The sequence below is a fragment of the Streptomyces sp. NPDC059897 genome (assembly GCF_042730865.1).
In the GTDB taxonomy this organism is placed as follows: Bacteria; Actinomycetota; Actinomycetes; order Streptomycetales; family Streptomycetaceae; genus Streptomyces.
This window is the reverse complement of sequence record NZ_JBHWKQ010000001.1, coordinates 115,812-132,555: the sequence shown is the minus strand read 5'-3', so window position 1 is coordinate 132,555 and position 16,744 is coordinate 115,812. Positions and strand designations below refer to the sequence as shown.

13 protein-coding genes are annotated in these 16,744 nt (G+C 71.2%); 11 read left to right on the top strand and 2 right to left on the bottom strand.

The annotated features are described in order from the left end of the window. Positions 1-40 precede the first annotated feature (40 nt). The 3 genes from ACFV9W_RS00645 to ACFV9W_RS00635 all read left to right on the top strand — a co-directional run bounded on the left by ACFV9W_RS00645 (position 41) and on the right by ACFV9W_RS00635 (position 6,775). On the top strand, positions 41-2,860 hold the full coding sequence (locus ACFV9W_RS00645) for a PA14 domain-containing protein (protein WP_385753828.1): 2,820 nt from the start codon (positions 41-43) through the stop codon (positions 2,858-2,860). A 19-nt stretch (positions 2,861-2,879) separates the two neighbouring features. After that, positions 2,880-5,231, top strand: a complete 2,352-nt coding sequence (locus ACFV9W_RS00640; protein ID WP_385753824.1) for a GH92 family glycosyl hydrolase — start codon at positions 2,880-2,882, stop codon at positions 5,229-5,231. A gap of 176 nt (positions 5,232-5,407) precedes the next feature. Beyond that, entirely contained in the window at positions 5,408-6,775 is a 1,368-nt protein-coding gene (locus ACFV9W_RS00635; RefSeq protein WP_385754871.1) for a wax ester/triacylglycerol synthase family O-acyltransferase, read from the top strand. On the opposite strand, the gene ACFV9W_RS00630 is transcribed toward ACFV9W_RS00635, so the two are convergent. Beyond that, a complete protein-coding gene (locus ACFV9W_RS00630; RefSeq protein WP_385753822.1) occupies positions 6,772-7,272 on the bottom strand; it encodes an Lrp/AsnC family transcriptional regulator in 501 nt (166 codons plus the stop codon). The two genes, ACFV9W_RS00635 and ACFV9W_RS00630, sit on opposite strands and share 4 nt — an antisense overlap. 259 nt (positions 7,273-7,531) lie before the next feature. Between ACFV9W_RS00630 and ACFV9W_RS00625 the strand changes: the two genes are divergently transcribed. The 8 genes from ACFV9W_RS00625 to ACFV9W_RS00590 all read left to right on the top strand — a co-directional run bounded on the left by ACFV9W_RS00625 (position 7,532) and on the right by ACFV9W_RS00590 (position 15,846). Beyond that, the gene (locus ACFV9W_RS00625; protein WP_385753819.1) at positions 7,532-8,383 is read left to right on the top strand and encodes a polysaccharide deacetylase; all 852 of its coding nucleotides are present in this window, start codon (positions 7,532-7,534) and stop codon (positions 8,381-8,383) included. A 20-nt stretch (positions 8,384-8,403) separates the two neighbouring features. Further along, positions 8,404-9,453, top strand: a complete 1,050-nt coding sequence (locus ACFV9W_RS00620; RefSeq protein WP_385753816.1) for a C45 family autoproteolytic acyltransferase/hydolase — start codon at positions 8,404-8,406, stop codon at positions 9,451-9,453. 15 nt (positions 9,454-9,468) lie between these two features. Beyond that, a complete protein-coding gene (locus ACFV9W_RS00615) occupies positions 9,469-9,894 on the top strand; it encodes a VOC family protein (RefSeq protein ID WP_385753813.1) in 426 nt (141 codons plus the stop codon). Beyond that, entirely contained in the window at positions 9,891-10,655 is a 765-nt protein-coding gene (locus tag ACFV9W_RS00610) for an SDR family NAD(P)-dependent oxidoreductase (RefSeq protein ID WP_385753809.1), read from the top strand. The genes ACFV9W_RS00615 and ACFV9W_RS00610 overlap by 4 nt, the downstream gene beginning before the upstream one ends. A 34-nt stretch (positions 10,656-10,689) precedes the next feature. Further along, positions 10,690-11,712: a Rieske 2Fe-2S domain-containing protein gene (locus tag ACFV9W_RS00605; RefSeq protein WP_385753807.1), complete on the top strand. Its 1,023-nt coding sequence runs from the start codon at positions 10,690-10,692 to the stop codon at positions 11,710-11,712. Positions 11,713-11,716: 4 nt separating this feature from the next. Beyond that, entirely contained in the window at positions 11,717-12,655 is a 939-nt protein-coding gene (locus ACFV9W_RS00600; RefSeq protein ID WP_385753804.1) for a PDR/VanB family oxidoreductase, read from the top strand. A 70-nt stretch (positions 12,656-12,725) separates the two neighbouring features. Beyond that, a complete protein-coding gene (locus tag ACFV9W_RS00595; RefSeq protein ID WP_385753802.1) occupies positions 12,726-14,174 on the top strand; it encodes an APC family permease in 1,449 nt (482 codons plus the stop codon). A 148-nt stretch (positions 14,175-14,322) separates the two neighbouring features. Further along, the gene (locus ACFV9W_RS00590; protein ID WP_385753799.1) at positions 14,323-15,846 is read left to right on the top strand and encodes an SDR family NAD(P)-dependent oxidoreductase; all 1,524 of its coding nucleotides are present in this window, start codon (positions 14,323-14,325) and stop codon (positions 15,844-15,846) included. Here the strand turns inward: ACFV9W_RS00590 and ACFV9W_RS00585 are convergent. Then, positions 15,825-16,664, bottom strand: a complete 840-nt coding sequence (locus ACFV9W_RS00585) for an SDR family oxidoreductase (protein WP_385753796.1) — start codon at positions 16,662-16,664, stop codon at positions 15,825-15,827. The two genes, ACFV9W_RS00590 and ACFV9W_RS00585, sit on opposite strands and share 22 nt — an antisense overlap. Between the last annotated feature and the right edge of the window lie 80 nt (positions 16,665-16,744).

Below are 16,744 nucleotides of genomic sequence, written 5' to 3'. Positions count from 1 at the left end.
CGTTCCCGCGGTCTTGCCGGACGCCCCCGCCCGTGCTGTGATGCCAACTGCCCGTCCTCGCAACAATGTTCAACGAAGTCCAACGCAATGCACCGCAGTTGCACAGACCCGAGCGGCGAGCCGCCACTCTTCCTCGACGCGTTCCAGCACAGGAGGATCCGTGCGCACCAGAAGACTCACCAGCGTCAGACGACTCAGCAGCGTCAGAAGACTCAGAAGCGTCAGAACTTCCGGAGAACCCCGAACCCTCAGACGTCGCGCGAGCGCCAGGCACCTGTCCCTGCTCCTCGCCGCGGCCCTGGGCCTCAGCGTGCTGGCCGTCGTCCCGTCCGGCGCCGCCGCCGGCGCGGACGACGATCCGGTCGTGGCCCACGGGCTCAAGGGCGAGTACTACACCCAGTCCGCCGCCGGAGCCTTCGACTTCGACGAGCTCAAGGCCACCGGCTTCGACCCGCAGATCGACTTCGACAGCCTGGAGTCCCGGCTCTCGTCCGCGACCGGGCGGGCGGACGACGCGAGCGTCCGCTGGACCGGAAAGCTGGTGCCGGAGAAGTCCGGGCCGACAACGTTGTCAATGATCGGTGACAACGGCTTCCGGCTCTGGGTCGACGACAAGCTGGTCATCGACCACTGGGTCGACGACTGGGACAAGGAGCAGACCTCCCAGCCCGTCGACCTGACCGCGGGCAAGGCGGTCGACATCAAGGTCGAGTACTTCGAGCACTACGGCGGCTCCAACCTCCATCTGCGCTGGACCGAGCCCGGCGCGCAGAAGGAGGCCATCCCGTCCTCCGCGTTCCGGCTGCCCGACGACTGGAAGTACGACGGCGCCATCGGCACCACCGTGCTCGGCGACGGCCGCACCCTGAAGCTGGACTTCGCACAGAAGCTGGGCGCGGTCCCCGGTGACGTCGACGGTCATCTGAAGGCCGTCATCGGCGGCGCCGCCTGGCCGCTCGGCAAGGTCGAGGCCGACCCCGACGACCCGCGCGCGCTCCTCGTGGGCCTCGACGAGCCGGTCGTCGGCAACAAGGACGGCGACGCCCCCGGCCAGGCCGATGTCACGTACGACGGCAAGGGCGGGCTGACCGGCAGCGACGGCACGGCCGTCGGCTCCTTCTGGTCCAGCGGCCCGAACCACTCGACACACCAGCTGACCACCAAGTGGGGCGACGACGTCACCCCGGCCAACGCCCACCGGGAGTACCCGCGCCCCCAGCTCACCCGCGACAAGTGGCGCAACCTCAACGGCAGTTGGCAGTTCGCCGCAGCCAAGGAGGGCGAGCAGCCGCCCGTCGGCAAGAACCTCGGCGAGAAGATCCTCGTGCCCTACCCGGTCGAGTCCCAGCTCTCCGGCATCGAGCGCCACGAGGACCGCATGTGGTACCGCCGCACCTTCACCGTGCCCGCCGACTGGAAGGTCGGCGACAAGCAGCGGCTGCGGCTCAACTTCGGTGCCGTGGACTGGAAGTCGGAGATCTACGTGAACGGCGAGAAGGTCGCCGATCACAAGGGCGGCTACGACAAGTTCAGCGCCGACGTCACCGACGCACTCAAGCCGGGCCGCACCCAGGAACTGATCGTCGGCGTCTACGACCCGACCGACGCCGACAACGCCGAGAACCCGCCCATGGGCAAGCAGCGCCTCGACCCCAGCGGCATCTGGTACACCCCGTCCTCGGGCATCTGGCAGACCGTGTGGATGGAGCCGGTCGCCGCCGACCACGCCACCGACCTGAAGGTGACGCCGAATGTGAAGACCGGCGAAGTGGCCGTATCTGCCACGGGAGTTCGGGACGGTGTCCCCGTCACGGCGACCGCGTACGCGGACGGCAAGAAGGTCGCCACCGCCACCGGCACCTCCGGCGCACCCCTCACCCTGAAGATCGCAGAGCCGCGCCTGTGGTCGCCCGACGACCCCTTCCTCTACGACCTCAAGGTGAGCGTCGGAAGCGACAGGGTCGGCAGCTACTTCGGGATGCGCTCGATCTCCGTCGAGAAGGTGAACGGCACCCCGCGCACCCTGCTCAACGGCAAGCCGACGTTCCTCATGGCCACCCTCGACCAGGGCTTCTGGCCGGACGGCCTGCACACCGCGCCCAGTGACGAGGCGCTCGCATACGACCTGAAGATGCACAAGAAGATGGGCTTCAACTCGGTCCGCAAGCACATCAAGGTGGAACCCGACCGCTGGTTCTACTGGGCCGACAAGCTCGGCCTGATGGTCTGGCAGGACATGCCGTCGATGGAGGCCGGGCGCAACCCCTCCACCGAGGCGCGCGCCGAGTACGAGCGCGAGATGAAGACGATGATCGACCAGCACATCAACCACCCGTCCATCGTCATGTGGGTCACCTTCAACGAGGGCTGGGGCCAGTACGACGAGGGCCGCATCGCCGAGCAGGCGAAGTCCTGGGACCCGACCCGCCTGATCAACGGCCAGTCCGGTCTCAACCTCGGCCGCGACGGCGGCGCCGGCGACATCATGGACGAACACGGCTACCCGAGCCCCGCCCTGCCGCCGAAGCCCGACGGCGAACGCGCCCTGGTCGCGGGCGAGTACGGCGGCCTCGGTCTCGCGGTGCCGGGCCACGCGTGGTCGGTCCAGCAGTCCTACGTCGACGTGGACCCGGCGACGTACACGGACGACTACCTGAAGAAGCTGGACGAGGTGCACAAGCTGGCCTGCAAGGGCGGCAACGGCGCCGTCTACACGCAGATCTCCGACGTCGAGGGCGAGCTGAACGGCCTGCTCACCTACGACCGCCGCGTCGTCAAGCCGGACGTGAAGCGGGTGTCCGACGCCCAGCGGGCGCTGATCCGCGACGCCTCGCAGGACACCGTGGCGAACTGCTCCTGACCAGGAAAGGTGCATCAGCATGAGTACACGTCACCATCGGTTCAGATCCCGGGCGTTGGGGGTGATGGCGGCCGCCGCGGCCCTGCTCGGCGCCGGGCTCGCGGCGCCCGCCGCGGCCTCGGCCGCCGCCGACGACGGCCGCCTCACCGATCTCGTCAACCCGTTCATCGGCACGGAGAACGAGGGCAACACCTACCCGGGCGCCGCCGTGCCCTTCGGGATGGTGCAGCTCGCGCCCGACACCGGGCACAACACCGGCTACGACTACTCGGAGAACCACATCCGCGGGTTCTCCTCCGTCCATCTGTCCGGCGTGGGCTGCGGCCTGGGCGGCGATCTGCCGGTGCTGCCGACCGTGGGCGACATCGGGAGCACGGACTACGCGAAGTACGCGGCCGAGTTCAGCCACGACGACGAGAAGGCCTCGCCCGGCTACTACAAGGTGGGCCTGAAGTCCGGAGTCGACGCCGAGCTGAGCGCCACCAAGCGGACCGGCGTGCAGAAGTACACGTTCCCGGCCACCGGCAAGGCCAACGTGATGTTCAACGCGGGCCAGTCGCTGCACAAGAACGTGCACACCAAGGTCGACATCCTCGACAGCCGGACGGTGCGCACGGCCATCACCGGCAGCGGCTTCTGCCAGGACACCAAGGAGTACACGCTCTACACGATCACGAAGTTCGACCGCCCGTTCGCCTCGTCAGGCACCTGGAAGGGTGACACCGTCACCGCGGGCTCCAAGTCCTCGGCCGCGGACGCCGAGCGCAACGGCGCGTACGTCCGCTTCGACACCGGCAAGGACCGCACCGTCGAGGCGACCACCGCGATCTCCTACGTCGACGAGCGCGGTGCCGCGCTCAACCTCGCCAAGGAGGGCGGGCGCTCCTTCGACTCCGTGCGTGGCGCCGCGCGGTCCGCGTGGGAGGACCGGCTCGACGACGTGAAGGCGCAGGGCGGCAGTGAGACCCTGCGGCGGACCTTCTACTCCTCGCTGTACCGCTCGTTCCTCGCGCCGAACATCGGCAGCGACGTCGACGGCCGCTACACCGGCTGGGACCAGAAGATCCACCGCGCCGACGGGTTCACGTACTACCAGAACTGGTCGCTCTGGGACACGTACCGCACCCAGGCGCAGCTGCTGTCCCTGCTCGCCCCGCGCGAGTCGCGGGACATGGCGCTGTCGGTGATCCGGATCGACCGGGACAGCGGCTGGCTGCCCAAGTGGGGCTACGGCACGGTCGAGACGAACATCATGACCGGCGACCCGGTCACCCCGTTCCTCACCAACGCCTACCAGCAGGGCCTGCTCAAGGGGCACGAGGAGGACGCCTACCGGGCCCTGAAGAAGAACGCCGACGGCGTGCCGCCGGCCGACTCCGCCCCCGTGGGCCGCGAGGCCAACAAGGAGTACCTGGCCGACGGGTTCGCGCCGTACATCAAGGGCCGCGAGCACGTGAAGCCCGGTGACTCCGATTACGACCACGGGGCCTCGGCCACCCTGGAGTACGCCCTGTCCGACGCCATGCTCGGCCAGATGGCGAAGGAACTCGGCCACGAGGACGACGCGAAGCGGTACGCCGAGCGGGCGCAGAACTACCGGAAGATCTTCGACGACTCGACCGGATTCTTCCGCGCGCGCGACGCGTCCGGCGCCTTCACCGGGCCCGCCGACCCGGCGAAGAGCGAGGGCTTCCACGAGGGCACGTCCTGGCAGTACCAGTGGCTCGTGCCGCAGGACCTGCCCGGCATGGTGGGCCTGATCGGCGGAAAGGAGGCCGCGAACAAGCGGCTCGACTCGTTCTTCGCCTACGAGGAGCTGGTGAAGGACCCCGCGAAGACCGCCCGGGAGGTGTGGGTCAACGGCCCGTACGACTACTACAACGCGGACAAGTACAACCCGCAGAACGAGCCCGACCTGATCGCGCCGTACACGTATCTCTCCACCGGCCAGCCGTGGAAGACCACCGACGTGGTGCACGCCGCGCTGACCCTGTTCACCGACACGCCGACCGGCATGACCGGCAACGACGACCTGGGCACGATGTCCGCCTGGAACGTCCTGTCGTCGATCGGGATCTTCCCGGTGCAGCCCGGCACGGACACGTGGAGCCTGTCGACGCCCGTCTTCGAGCGGGTCGACGTCACGCTCGACCGGCGCTACTACCCGAAGGGCGCGCTGACCGTCCGGGCGCCCGGCACCTCGGAGGGCAACCGATACATCCAGTCGGCGCGGACGGACGGCGCCGCGTACGACAAGACGTATCTGACCACGGAGGATCTGCGCGGTCTGCGGAACCTGTCCTTCACCGTCGGCGGCGAGCCGTCGGCGTGGGGGACCGGCGCCGACGCGGCGCCTCCCGCACTCAAGTGACGTAAAAGACACGCCACTTGAGTGGTCCACTGAGTCACATGAGACCCGCCTCTCCCAGAGGGGCGGGTCTTCATCAGTTGTTAACGCAGCGTGGCGTGATCGTACTTGACCGTAATCGACTGCGGAGGGTTGACTGCCCTCTCCCGTTGTCGACGCGAGAGCCCTCCATGACCTCTCTGAGTTCGGACTTGCTCGCTCCACTCGACCTGACCTTCTGGAACATCGAGACCGCCGAACACCCCATGCACCTGGGGGCGCTCGGCGTGTTCGAGGCCGAAGGGCCCGGCGCCGCCCAGCACGCCTTCGAACTGCTCGCCGCCCGCGCCGCGGGCGTGCCGGGCCTGCGCATGCGGATCGCCGGGGTACTCGTGCCGGTCGGCGGCGCGGCCCGCGTGCCCGCCACCGACTTCGACCCGCTCGACCACGTGTGGCTGACCGGGCCCGTGGAGGACTTCCACGCCGCGGCCGGCGCGCTCATGGAATCCCCGCTCGACCGCGCCCGCCCGCCGTGGGAGGCGCACGTCCTGCCGGCCGCCGACGGCGCGTCGTTCGCCGTGCTCTTCAAGTTCCACCACGCCCTGGCCGACGGCCTGCGCGCCCTGACCCTCGCCGCGGGCGTGATGGACCCCATGGCCCTGCCCGCCGGACGGGCCCCGAAGGAGGCGCCCGCCGCGCGCCGCGGACTGCGGCTGCCGGTCCCCGGCATGCGCGAGATCACGCTCGGCGACCTCGACCCGCGCCGCTACGCCGACCACGTGCGCACCCTGGCGGCCACCGCCACGCAGGCCGTGTCCATCGGCGCCTCCGTCGCCCGCGCCACCTGGGGCGTCCGCACGTCGCCCGCGCTCACCTCGAAGGCCAGCGGCACCCGGCGCACCGCCGGGGTCGTCCTCGACCTCGACGACGTGCACCGCATCCGCAAGACGGTCGGCGGCACGGTGAACGACGTACTGATCGCCGTGGTCGCAGGAGCCGTCCGCCGCTGGCTCGACGAGCGCGGCGACGGCAGCGAAGGCGTCGAACCCCGCGCCCTCGTCCCGGTCTCCCGCCGCAGGCCCCGCACCGCGAACCCGCAGGGCAACCGGCTCTCCGGCTACCTGGTCCGGCTCCCCGTCGCCGAGCCCGACCCCGTGGAGCGGCTGCGGGCCGTCCGCGCGTCCATGGACCGGCACAAGGACGCCGGGCCCTCGCGCGGGGCGGGCGCCGTGGCCCTGCTCGCCGACCACGTGCCACCGATCGGGCTGCGCCTCGGCGGCGGCCTCGTCGGCCAGAACGCCCGCCTGCTGTTCGACCTGCTGGTCACGAGCGTCCCGCTGCCCAGCCTCGGCCTGAAGCTCGGCGGCTGCCCGCTCACCGAGGTCTTCCCGCTGGCGCCGCTCGCCCAGGGCCAGTCCCTCGCCGTCGCCGTGTCGACGTACCGCGGACGGGTCCACTACGGGCTCGTCGCCGACGCGGCCGCCGTGCCGGATCTGGACGTGCTGGCGCGGGCGGTGCGGGACGAGGTGGCCGAACTCACGGCCGCGTGCGAGAAGGTGACCGGCTAGAAGGGCGTGGACGGCTTGTCGTCGGGTGACACCTGCGGCGAGCCGTGGCCGTCGAACCAGAGTTTGTGCACGGCCGCCTCCAGGGTCGACTCCGTCTCCAGTACGCCGTCGAGCGAACGGACCCGACTTTGGAGGAAGGCCCACAGTTCCTTGGCGTCGGCGACGAGCACCTGGGCGAACACGTCCCACTTGCCGAGCGTGGTCGACACGTAACTCACCTCGTCGCAGGCGCACAGCGCCGCCACGACCGCGTCGTGCCGCTCCGGCGCGACGCGTACGAACAGCAGGGCCAGATTGCCCCTGCTGAAGCGGCCGGGATTCGCGAACGCGGTGATCTTGACGATGCCCGCCTCCTCCAGGCGGCGGAACCGCCCGCGCACCGTGCCTTCGGAGACGTCGAGGGACCGGGCGATCTCCCGGAACGCCCGGCGTCCGTCCTCCTCCAGCGCGGAGATGATCGCGCGGTCCAGTTCGTCGAGGTCGTCGAGTTCCGTCATGAGGGTGATCCTAGGCGCGATGCGCGGGACATCGTCCGTCGACCTCGTGTGATGCGTCGCGCGGAGTGCACGCGGCTCCTGATCGCGTAGCGAAAGCCACCCCCAGGTTTCCGATTGCGTAGAGCGGGACCCTTGATGTTCGCGCAATGCGCAGCGTATGTTTCCCGGCGTGACGCGATGCGCCCCCGAAACCCTTCCTTGCTGCGCAATCCGGGGCTGTCGTCGCGAGCTGGTACGCAATGCGCTGAGGAGTGTGAGTATGTCGACGCAAGCGATGCTGCCCGAGGTGGGGGAGTGGGAGTGGCCCGGCGGTGCGGAAGCCGCCGTCTCCCTCACCTTCGACGTGGACGCCGAGGCCGGATGGCTCGGCGAAGGGCCCGCCTACGAACGCCGGTTGACGACTCTGTCCGAGGGCCGGTACGGCGTCGTGCGCGGCATGCCCCGCATCCTGCGGCTGCTGGCCGAGCACGGCATCCGGGCCACGTTCTTCGTGCCGGGGTACACCGCGCAGATCCACCCCGGTCTGGTGGAGAGCATCCTGACGGGCGGTCACGAGATCGCACACCACGGACACCTCCATCTACGCAGCGACAAGGTGTCGCCGGACGCGCAGCGCGCGGAGATCGAGCAGGGGCTCGCCGCGCTGGAGAAGGCGGGCGCACCGCGGCCCACCGGCTACCGGTCCACGTCCTGGGAGCTCACCCCCGAGACCTTCGACCTGCTCGTCGAGCACGGATTCGGCTACGACTCGTCCTGTATGGGCGACGACCGTCCGTACTACGAACTCCACGACGGCAACGCCCTGTTGGAACTTCCGGTGCACTGGTCCCTCGACGACTGGCCGCGCTACGGCTGGAACATCGACACCGGCGGCAACACCGCCGCGCCCGGCGAGCTGTACACGTCCTGGCTCGCCGAGTTCGACCTGGCCAGGGCCGAGCGCCGGCACGTCGTCTACACGATGCACCCCGAAGTCATCGGCCGACCCCAGCGCTACGTCGAACTCGCCCGGCTCATCGAGAAGTTCGCCGAGCGCGGCGGCGCCTGGTACGCGCCGCTCGCCGATGTGGCCGACCACGTACGCCCCCGCCTCCCGGTGACCGGACGGTGAGCGCGGCGCACACACGGTTCGTGTCGACCGCGCTCGAACCGAGGGCACGCGGACGGGAATTCGGAGAGACGTGGCGCGACCGGGTCGCCGCGACCGTCGCCGGATACCGGGAGCTGTTCGGGCGCGGCGGCCTGACCGATCTGACCGTCCCCGGTCGTGCGGCCCTCGCCGCCGTCGAACGCTGGGCACCCGAACTCGCCCTGGAAATAAGGGGGATCGCCGAGGGCTCCGGACAGCCCGTGGAGGCCGTCGCCGCCGTCAACGCCAGGACCGAACTCCTCGCGGACGCCCGCCGCGGGCCCGCGGCGGGAGAGTGCAGTACCGTCGTCGCGCTCCGTGGACCGGGGCAGGAGCCGCTCGCCGCGCAGAACTGGGACTGGTACGCCGGACTCGCCGGTAACTGGCTGGAGTGGGAGATCCCGCACCCGTCCGGCGAAGGGCCACCGCGGCGCACCGTCACCCTCACCGAGTACGGCATCGTCGGCAAGATCGGTGTCAACGACCGAGGTGTGGGCTGCCTGTTCAACATCCTGCACCACCGGCACGACGGGGGAGCGCCGGGCGTCCCCGTCCACGTGATCGCCCGCCGGCTCCTCGACACCTGCGACACCGTGACCGAGGCACTCGCCGTCCTCGGCTCCGCCCCCGTCTCCGCGTCCACCACGCTCACCGTCGTCGGCGGGCTCGACGCCGGGAAGACCGCCGTCGCCGCGGAGTTGTGGCCCGGCGGCCCCGCGCACGTGCTGCCCGACCCCGACGGGCTGCTGCTGCACACCAACCACTTCCTCGTCCGCCCCGCGGCCGACGGCGACACCGAACCGGTCACCGACCCCGACACCCTCGTCCGCTACGAGGTGCTGCGCCGCACCCTCACCGGACGCGGCGCCGACCTCGGCGACACCGAGGCCCTCGACGCACTGCGCGACCACAGCGGAGGCGTCTGCGTGCACGCCCCGCACGGCCGCGCCGACGCCTTCCAGACCCTGGCGAGCGTCCGGATCGACTTCGCGGCCCGCGCGCTGCGCATCGTCCCCGGACCGCCCTGCCGCACCCCGCACACCAGCGAGTAAGGAGCAGCACACCGCATGATCAAGGTCAAGCGCATCGACAACATGGACATCCTCACCCACGACGTGCAACGCCTCGTGGACTTCTACCACGGCACCCTCGGCCTGCCCTTCCACCTCCCGTACCAGCCCGAGGAGGAGTGGGCCGCCATCGACCTCGGCAACCTCACGCTGTACCTCTTCAAGTCCGAGACGGGAGCGCACGCCCCGCGCCGCACCGAGGTCAACGCCGAGAACGCCCCCGGCCTCGACTCGATCGCCTTCGCGGTCGACGACCTGGACGCCGCCCACGCCGCGCTCGACGGCACCGTCGAATGGGTCACCGACCAGCAGATCGACTGGCACCACCCGTCCGGCACCTGGTACCGGTACCGGCCCTTCTACGACCCCGACGGCAACATGCTCTACGTCACCGAGCCGCACCCCGCGGGAGCCGCCGCGTGAGCACCGCCCCCATGAACACGGATCTCGCCGGCCGCCGCGCACTGATCACCGGCGCCGCCCGCGGCATGGGCCGCGCGCACGCCCTGGCCCTCGCCGCGCGCGGGGCGCAGCTCGCCCTCGCCGACCTCGACGTCGCCGAACTCGCCGACACCGCGGGCGAGATCACGGCGGCGGGCGGCACGGCCGTGCCGTTCACCGCAGACATCACCGACCGCGACCAGGCAGAGAAGCTGGTCGCAGGGGCCGTCGCCGCACTCGGCGGGATCGACATCCTCGTGCACAACGCCGGCCTGATCCACTCCATGACGGGTCTCGCGGACACCGACGACGCCGACTTCGCCCGGCTGCTCGCGGTCAACGTCTGGGCCCCGCTGCACCTCACCCGCGCCGCCCTGCCCGAACTCCGCCGCAGCGCCAACGCCCGCGTCGTCTTCGTCAACTCGCAGTGGGGGCAGGTCCCCGACGGCCACAGCTACGGCTACATGGTGTCCAAGGCCGCGCAGCTGGGCCTGATGAAGACCCTCGCCCAGGAGTTCGCCGGCGAACGCATCCTCGTCAACGCCGTCGCGCCCGGCGCCGTCGCCACCCGCATGGTGCCCGACGGCAACTACGAGGCCGAACTGGCCGCCGTGCCCATCGGGCGGATCGCCCAGCCCTCGGAGATCGCCGACGTGGTCGCCTTCCTCGCCGCCGACACCGGCGCGTTCATCACCGGCCAGACGATCCCCGTCAACGGCGGCGCCCTCGTCGTCGGCATCTGACCCGGACCCCACCCCGTACAGACAAGGTCTCTTGATGACCCAGCAGACCCTCACCCTCAGCAAACGCGAGCAGGCAGAGCGCGCCATGCGCCACTCCTGGTTCCCCGTCGCCCGCTCCGTCGACCTCGGCGCGCCGCAGCCCGCCGTCCTCCTCGGCGAGCAGCTCACCGTGTTCCGCGACGACGAAGGCACCGCCCGCGTCACCGCCCGCCGCTGCCCGCACCGCGGCGCCGACCTCTCCCTCGGCAAGGTCCACGGCCGCTCGATCGGCTGCCCGTACCACGGCTGGCGCTTCGACGGCGCGGACGGCGCGTGCACCTACGTGCCCTCCCTCGCCGACCAGGGCCGCATCCCGCCGAAGGCGAAGGTTCCGGTGTACCCGGCCGTCGAACGCTTCGGGCACGTGTGGACCGTGCTGGAGGAACCCGTCACCGAGCTGTACGACCCCGAGGCATGGCGCGGCCGCGACCTGGAATGGCTGGCCGCCGAGCCGCTCCACTCGCCCACCGGAGTCGCCGTCGCCATCGAGAACTTCCGCGACGTCGCACACTTCCCCTTCGTCCACCAGGTGTCCATGGGACCGACCCCGGAGGTCGTCGAGCCCCTCGAAGTGCGCCGCGACGGACTCGACGTGCACATGGAGCGCCCCCTGGACGCGGGCAGCGGCGACTGGGCCGCCCAGGGCGACTGCATGATGGCCTACCAGTGCACCGCACCGGGCCTCGCCAGCATCAGCTACCACTACGCGAGGGCGGGCCTGCGCATCGTCGCCGGGTTCCCCTCCCCGGTCTCGTACGAGCAGGTCAAGATCTTCTGGGGCGTCGCCAACGACCGCGACTTCCAGGGAGACTCGATCGAGGAGTGCCTGCGCGTGGAGGAGATGGTCTATCTGGAGGACCTTCCGATCGTGGAGAACATCCGGCCGCGCGAGGTCCCCTGGGACGGCGAGGTGCCCGAGTTCTCCGCGCCCGCCGACCTCTTCACCCTCAATTACCGGCGCGCGTTCGGAGAGTTGATGCGCCGCACCGAGGCGGCGCTCGCCTCCGGGCAGGGATAGCGCGATGGCCCCCGGCACCCCCGAACCCGCGGTGGACCGCCTCCTGGTCCGCGCCGTGGAGCGCGTCGCCGACGGCGTGGTGGCGCTCACCCTGGCCCGTCCGGACGGAGCCCCGCTCGCCCCCTGGACGCCCGGCGCCCATCTGGATCTGCACCTCGCCCCCGGCCTCGTACGGCAGTACTCGCTCTGCTCCGACCCCGCCGACCTCGGGCACTACCGCGTCGCCGTGCTGCGGGTGCCCGAGGGCCGCGGCGGCTCGGCCCACGTCCACGACGAGCTGCGCCCCGGCGATCTGCTGACGGTCTCGCGCCCCCGCAACAACTTCGAACTCGCCGACGCGGGACGGCATGTGCTCGTCGCCGGCGGCATCGGCATCACCCCGCTGCTCCCCATGGCCCGCCGGCTCGCCGCGCGCGGCGCACCATGGCGGCTGCTGTACGGCGGCCGCTCCCGCGCCACCATGGCCTTCCTCGACGAACTGCCCGAAGGATCCGTCACCCTCGCCCCGGAGGACGAGACCGGCCGGCCCGACCTCGCCGGATTCCTCGCCGAGTGGCCCGACGCCACCGTCCACGCCTGCGGCCCGCCGGGACTGCTCGACGCGGTCCGCGCCGCGCACCCCGGCCCCGTCCGCACGGAACGCTTCACACCCGCGCCCCAAGTGTCGAGCACGGGAGGGGAGTTCACCGTCCGGCTGGAGCGCTCCGGGATCGACGTCGACGTGCCCGCCGGCCGCAGCGTGCTCGACGCGGTCCGCGGCGCGGGGGTCGCCGTCGACTCGTCCTGCGAGATGGGCCTGTGCGGGTCCTGCGAGACCAAGGTCCTGGCAGGAGACCCCGACCACCGCGACGACCTCCTCACCGACGAGGAGAAGCACACCGCCACCACCATGATGCTCTGCGTCTCGCGCTGCCTCGGCAGCCGCCTCGTCCTCGACCTCTGAGAACCCGGCCCTCACGACGGCGGGGCCCGCGCCCCGCCGCACCCCCCATGCACCCCGAAGGGGATCACGCATGTCCTCCCGACTCGACAACAGCAACCGGCCCCCGGCCACGGAACCGGCCCCCGCCCAGGACGCCCTCGGCAAGAAGATGCGCTGGTACGACGGTTTCGCCCTGTCGCTCACCATGCCCGCCGCGCTCATCGCCTCCCTCGGCGGCTCCATCGGCGGACTCGGCGCCTGGGGCGCCCTCGCCCTGTGGGCCTTCGCCACCGTCCTGGCCACCGCCGCGAACTGGATCTACACCGAACTCGCCGCGATGTTCCCCGACTCCTCCGGCGGCATCACCCACTACGCCACCGAGGGCTGGAGATCGCGCGCACCGGTCGTCGGCCCGCTCGCCAGCATCGGCTACTGGTTCCCCTGGTCCACCGCGCTCGCCGTGTACGCGGGCATCGTGGGCTCCCTCGTGCAGGCCCAGTGGTTCCCCGGCCAGGACTGGTCGTGGAGCCTCGGCCCCGTCACCGTCGACTTCCCCGTCGCCGTCGGCCTCGCCGTCATCGTGCTGCTCTTCGCCGCCGCGATGACCGGCCTGCACGTCGCGATGGGTGTCGTCTACGTCACCGGCGCCATGCTCCTCGTGCCGCTCGCGGTGTTCATCGTCGGCCCGTTCCTCAGCGGCGACTGGTCCGCGGCGAACCTGCACTGGAGCCTGCAGGGCGGCGCGGCGGGGCTGCGCGAGGCGCTGGTGTGGCTGTACATCATGGCGTGGACCTCGTTCGGCGTGGAGGTCTGCGCGACCTTCGCCCCCGAGTACAAGGACACCGTCAAGGACACCTCGCGCGCCCTGCGGGCCGGCGTCCTGTTCTGCCTCGGCGTCTTCGTGCTGATGCCGCTCGCTCTCGGGGGGTACGTGGGCGAGGGCCCCATCGCGGCGGAGCCGACCACCTTCTACGTCACCGCGTTCCAGCGCCTCATCGGCGGCGGCGCCGACCTCATGGTCGTCTTCCTCATCGGCTCGCTGCTGCTCATCATGATCACGGGGCTCGCCGACGGCTCCCGTGTGCTCTATCACATGGGTGTCGAGGGCACGACGATCCGGCAGGCCGGTGTCCTCAACAGGCGCGGGGTCCCCGCCAGGGCCCTGGTCGTCGCCCTGATCCTGAACATCGTGGCGCTCACCACCCTGGGCACCCCGTTGGCGATCATCGTCACCGGGAACCTCGGCTACATCCTCACCCACGTCCTGGCTCTGTCGGGCTTCGCGCTGCTGCGCCGCGACCGCCCCGACATGGCCCGGCCGATCCGGCTGCCGAACGTGTTCGTGCCCGTCGCCTGGGCCCTCGCGGGCCTCCTCCTGGTCATCCTCGTCGTCGGCGCCACGGGCTTCTCCGTGAGCGGCTACGGGGGGTACAAGGAGCTGGCCGTGGCGCTCGGCGTCCTCACCACCGGCGTCCTGCTGTGGCTGTACCGGACGAAGGTGCAGGACGCCCGGGACCGGCCGGAGCCCGAGGGGGAGTGACGCCCGTCATTTGGCCGACCCCACTCCCGCCAGTATCCTCCGGATCTGGCGGGATCAACCGAGTGACCTGTAAGGTGCCGCCTTTTGGCAGCCGCGCGATCCCGACGGATTCCTCGCGGCACGAGCGACACGAGGAACAGCAGCGGCGATGACCGTGACAGACGACAACCAGGCCGCCGACGCCGCCGAGGGCACGGACACCGCCGAGCACGACGATCCCGCCCTCGGCCCCGGCATCGACCCCGAGCGGCTCGCCGTCTGCCTCAGCGTCCTGGAGGAACTTGACGAGATCGACGTCGACCACCCCGACGCGATCACCGTCCGCCGCGCCACCGCAGGCATCTACCGGACCGTGAAGCAGCGCCGCCGCCAGGAGCGCCGCGCCGCCAAGACCGCCCACGACAAGGCGGTCACCGAGGCGACGGCGACCGGGTCCGCGCAGCGCATCGACGACGAGACCGAGGGCATCCTGCCCTCCTCGCAGACCGAGGAGGGGCGGCTCGCCGGGGTACTCCAGCGCCCCCGCTCCTGCTACACGTGCAAGACCCGGTACGTGGAAGTCGACTACTTCTACCACCAGCTCTGTCCCGACTGCGCCCGCCTGAACCGGACCAAGCGCGACGCCCGCGCCGACCTCTCCGGCAAGCGCGCCCTGCTCACCGGCGGCCGCGCCAAGATCGGCATGTACATCGCGCTGCGCCTCCTCCGCGACGGCGCGCACACCACGATCACCACCCGGTTCCCCAAGGACGCCATCCGCCGCTTCAAGGCGATGGAGGACTCGGCGGACTGGATCCACCGCCTGGAGGTCGTCGGCATCGACCTGCGCGACCCGGGCCAGGCCGTCGCCCTCGCCGAGCAGGTGTCCGCCGCCGGCCCGCTCGACATCCTCATCAACAACGCGACGCAGACCGTGCGCCGGCTGCCCTCCGCCTACGCCGCCCTCGTCGACGGCGAGAGCGCGCCGCTGCCCGCGGGCGAGCTGCCGCCGCACACCGTCATCGGCGCCTTCAACTCGGGCTCCGTCGACGGCATCCAGGCGCTGCCCATCGGCACCAGCGGCATCGACGCCCAGAAGGTCGCCGACCTCGCGCTCGTCGCCGGCAACGCGAGCGTCGAGCGACACCTCGACGGCTCCGCGATCGACGCGGGCGGCCTCGTCCCCGACGTCGTCGAGTCCAACACCTGGGTGCAGACCATCGACCAGATCTCCCCGGTCGAGCTCCTCGAGACCCAGCTGTGCAACTACACCTCGCCGTTCATCCTGATCAGCGCGCTGCGCCCGGCCATGTCCGATGCCGCGAAGAAGGCGGAGAGCGGTCGCGCGTACGTCGTGAACGTCTCGGCGATGGAGGGCGTCTTCGGCCGCGGCTACAAGGGCGCGGGCCACCCGAACACCAACGCCGCCAAGGCCGCGATGAACATGGTGACGCGGACCAGCGCCCAGGAGATGTTCCAGGCCGACGGCATCCTCATGACGTCCGTCGACACCGGCTGGATCACCGACGAGCGCCCGCACTACGACAAGCTGCGCCTCGCCGAGGAGGGCTTCCACGCCCCCCTCGACCTGGTCGACGGCGCCGCCCGCGTCTACGACCCCGTCGTGCGCGGCGAGTCCGGCGACGACGTCTACGGCGTCTTCCTGAAGGACTACGAGCCCGGCAAGTGGTGACTCAGCCGCTGGTGGACGGCGTCGTTCGCGGCGCCGCCCGCTGAGGCCGCACGCACCCGCGTACCGCCGTCCACAAGCAGCTCCGCCCCGGTGATCCAGGACGCCTCGTCCGACACCAGCCAGCGCACCGCCCGCGCCACGTCCTCCGGCTCCCCGATCCGCCCGGCCGGAAGTCCCGCCGCCACCGACTCCTCGGCCCGCTCCCACACGAAGCGGGCCATCTCGGTGCGCACCAGGCCGGGGGAGACCGAGTTGACCCGCACCAACGGGCCCATCTCGCCCGCCAGTTGAGCGGTCAGGTGCAGCAGCGCCGCCTTGCTGGTGCCGTACGCGCCGACGTTCGGGCCGACATGGGCCGCGCCCTCCGTGCACACATTGACGACGGCGCCGCCGTGCTCACCCATCCACGCCCGCCACGCGCACTGGATCAGGCGCAGCGGCGCCTCCACGTTGACCGTGAACGCCGTGCGCCAGGCGTCCGGATCGGCGTCCATGAGCGGCCCGTACGGCTGGTTGGTCGCCGCGTTGTTCACGACGACGTCGACCCGCCCGAACTCCGCCATCGTCCGCTCCGTCACCTCCCACAGATGCGCCGGATCGGCGACGGACCCGGGCACACCCACTGCCTGCGCGCCGCGCGCCCGCAGCGCCGCGACGGCCTCCCGCACCCCGTGCGGATCCCGGGCGGTCACGCACAACAGGGCGCCGCGGTCGGCGAGTTCCTCCGCGATCGCGCGGCCGATGCCGCGCGAGGCACCGGTGACGACGGCCGCCCTGCCGTCGAGCACACGCGGGTGATCCGTGGGACGCGAGGTCATGGGCGTACGGTCTCATGGGCGGCCCGTGCGTGACGATGTGTCAGCCGTGCACGGTTCGTGGGTGGTTGGTAGAGGCCGCG

Coding starts and splice junctions, on each gene's coding strand:
- ACFV9W_RS00645 (WP_385753828.1), top strand. CDS start 41: ATGCCAACTGCCCGTCCTCGCAACAATGTTCAACGAAGTCCAACGCAA.
- ACFV9W_RS00640 (WP_385753824.1), top strand. CDS start 2,880: ATGAGTACACGTCACCATCGGTTCAGATCCCGGGCGTTGGGGGTGATG.
- ACFV9W_RS00630 (WP_385753822.1), bottom strand. CDS start 7,272: ATGACGGAACTCGACGACCTCGACGAACTGGACCGCGCGATCATCTCC.
- ACFV9W_RS00625 (WP_385753819.1), top strand. CDS start 7,532: ATGTCGACGCAAGCGATGCTGCCCGAGGTGGGGGAGTGGGAGTGGCCC.
- ACFV9W_RS00615 (WP_385753813.1), top strand. CDS start 9,469: ATGATCAAGGTCAAGCGCATCGACAACATGGACATCCTCACCCACGAC.
- ACFV9W_RS00605 (WP_385753807.1), top strand. CDS start 10,690: ATGACCCAGCAGACCCTCACCCTCAGCAAACGCGAGCAGGCAGAGCGC.
- ACFV9W_RS00600 (WP_385753804.1), top strand. CDS start 11,717: ATGGCCCCCGGCACCCCCGAACCCGCGGTGGACCGCCTCCTGGTCCGC.
- ACFV9W_RS00595 (WP_385753802.1), top strand. CDS start 12,726: ATGTCCTCCCGACTCGACAACAGCAACCGGCCCCCGGCCACGGAACCG.
- ACFV9W_RS00590 (WP_385753799.1), top strand. CDS start 14,323: ATGACCGTGACAGACGACAACCAGGCCGCCGACGCCGCCGAGGGCACG.
- ACFV9W_RS00585 (WP_385753796.1), bottom strand. CDS start 16,664: ATGACCTCGCGTCCCACGGATCACCCGCGTGTGCTCGACGGCAGGGCG.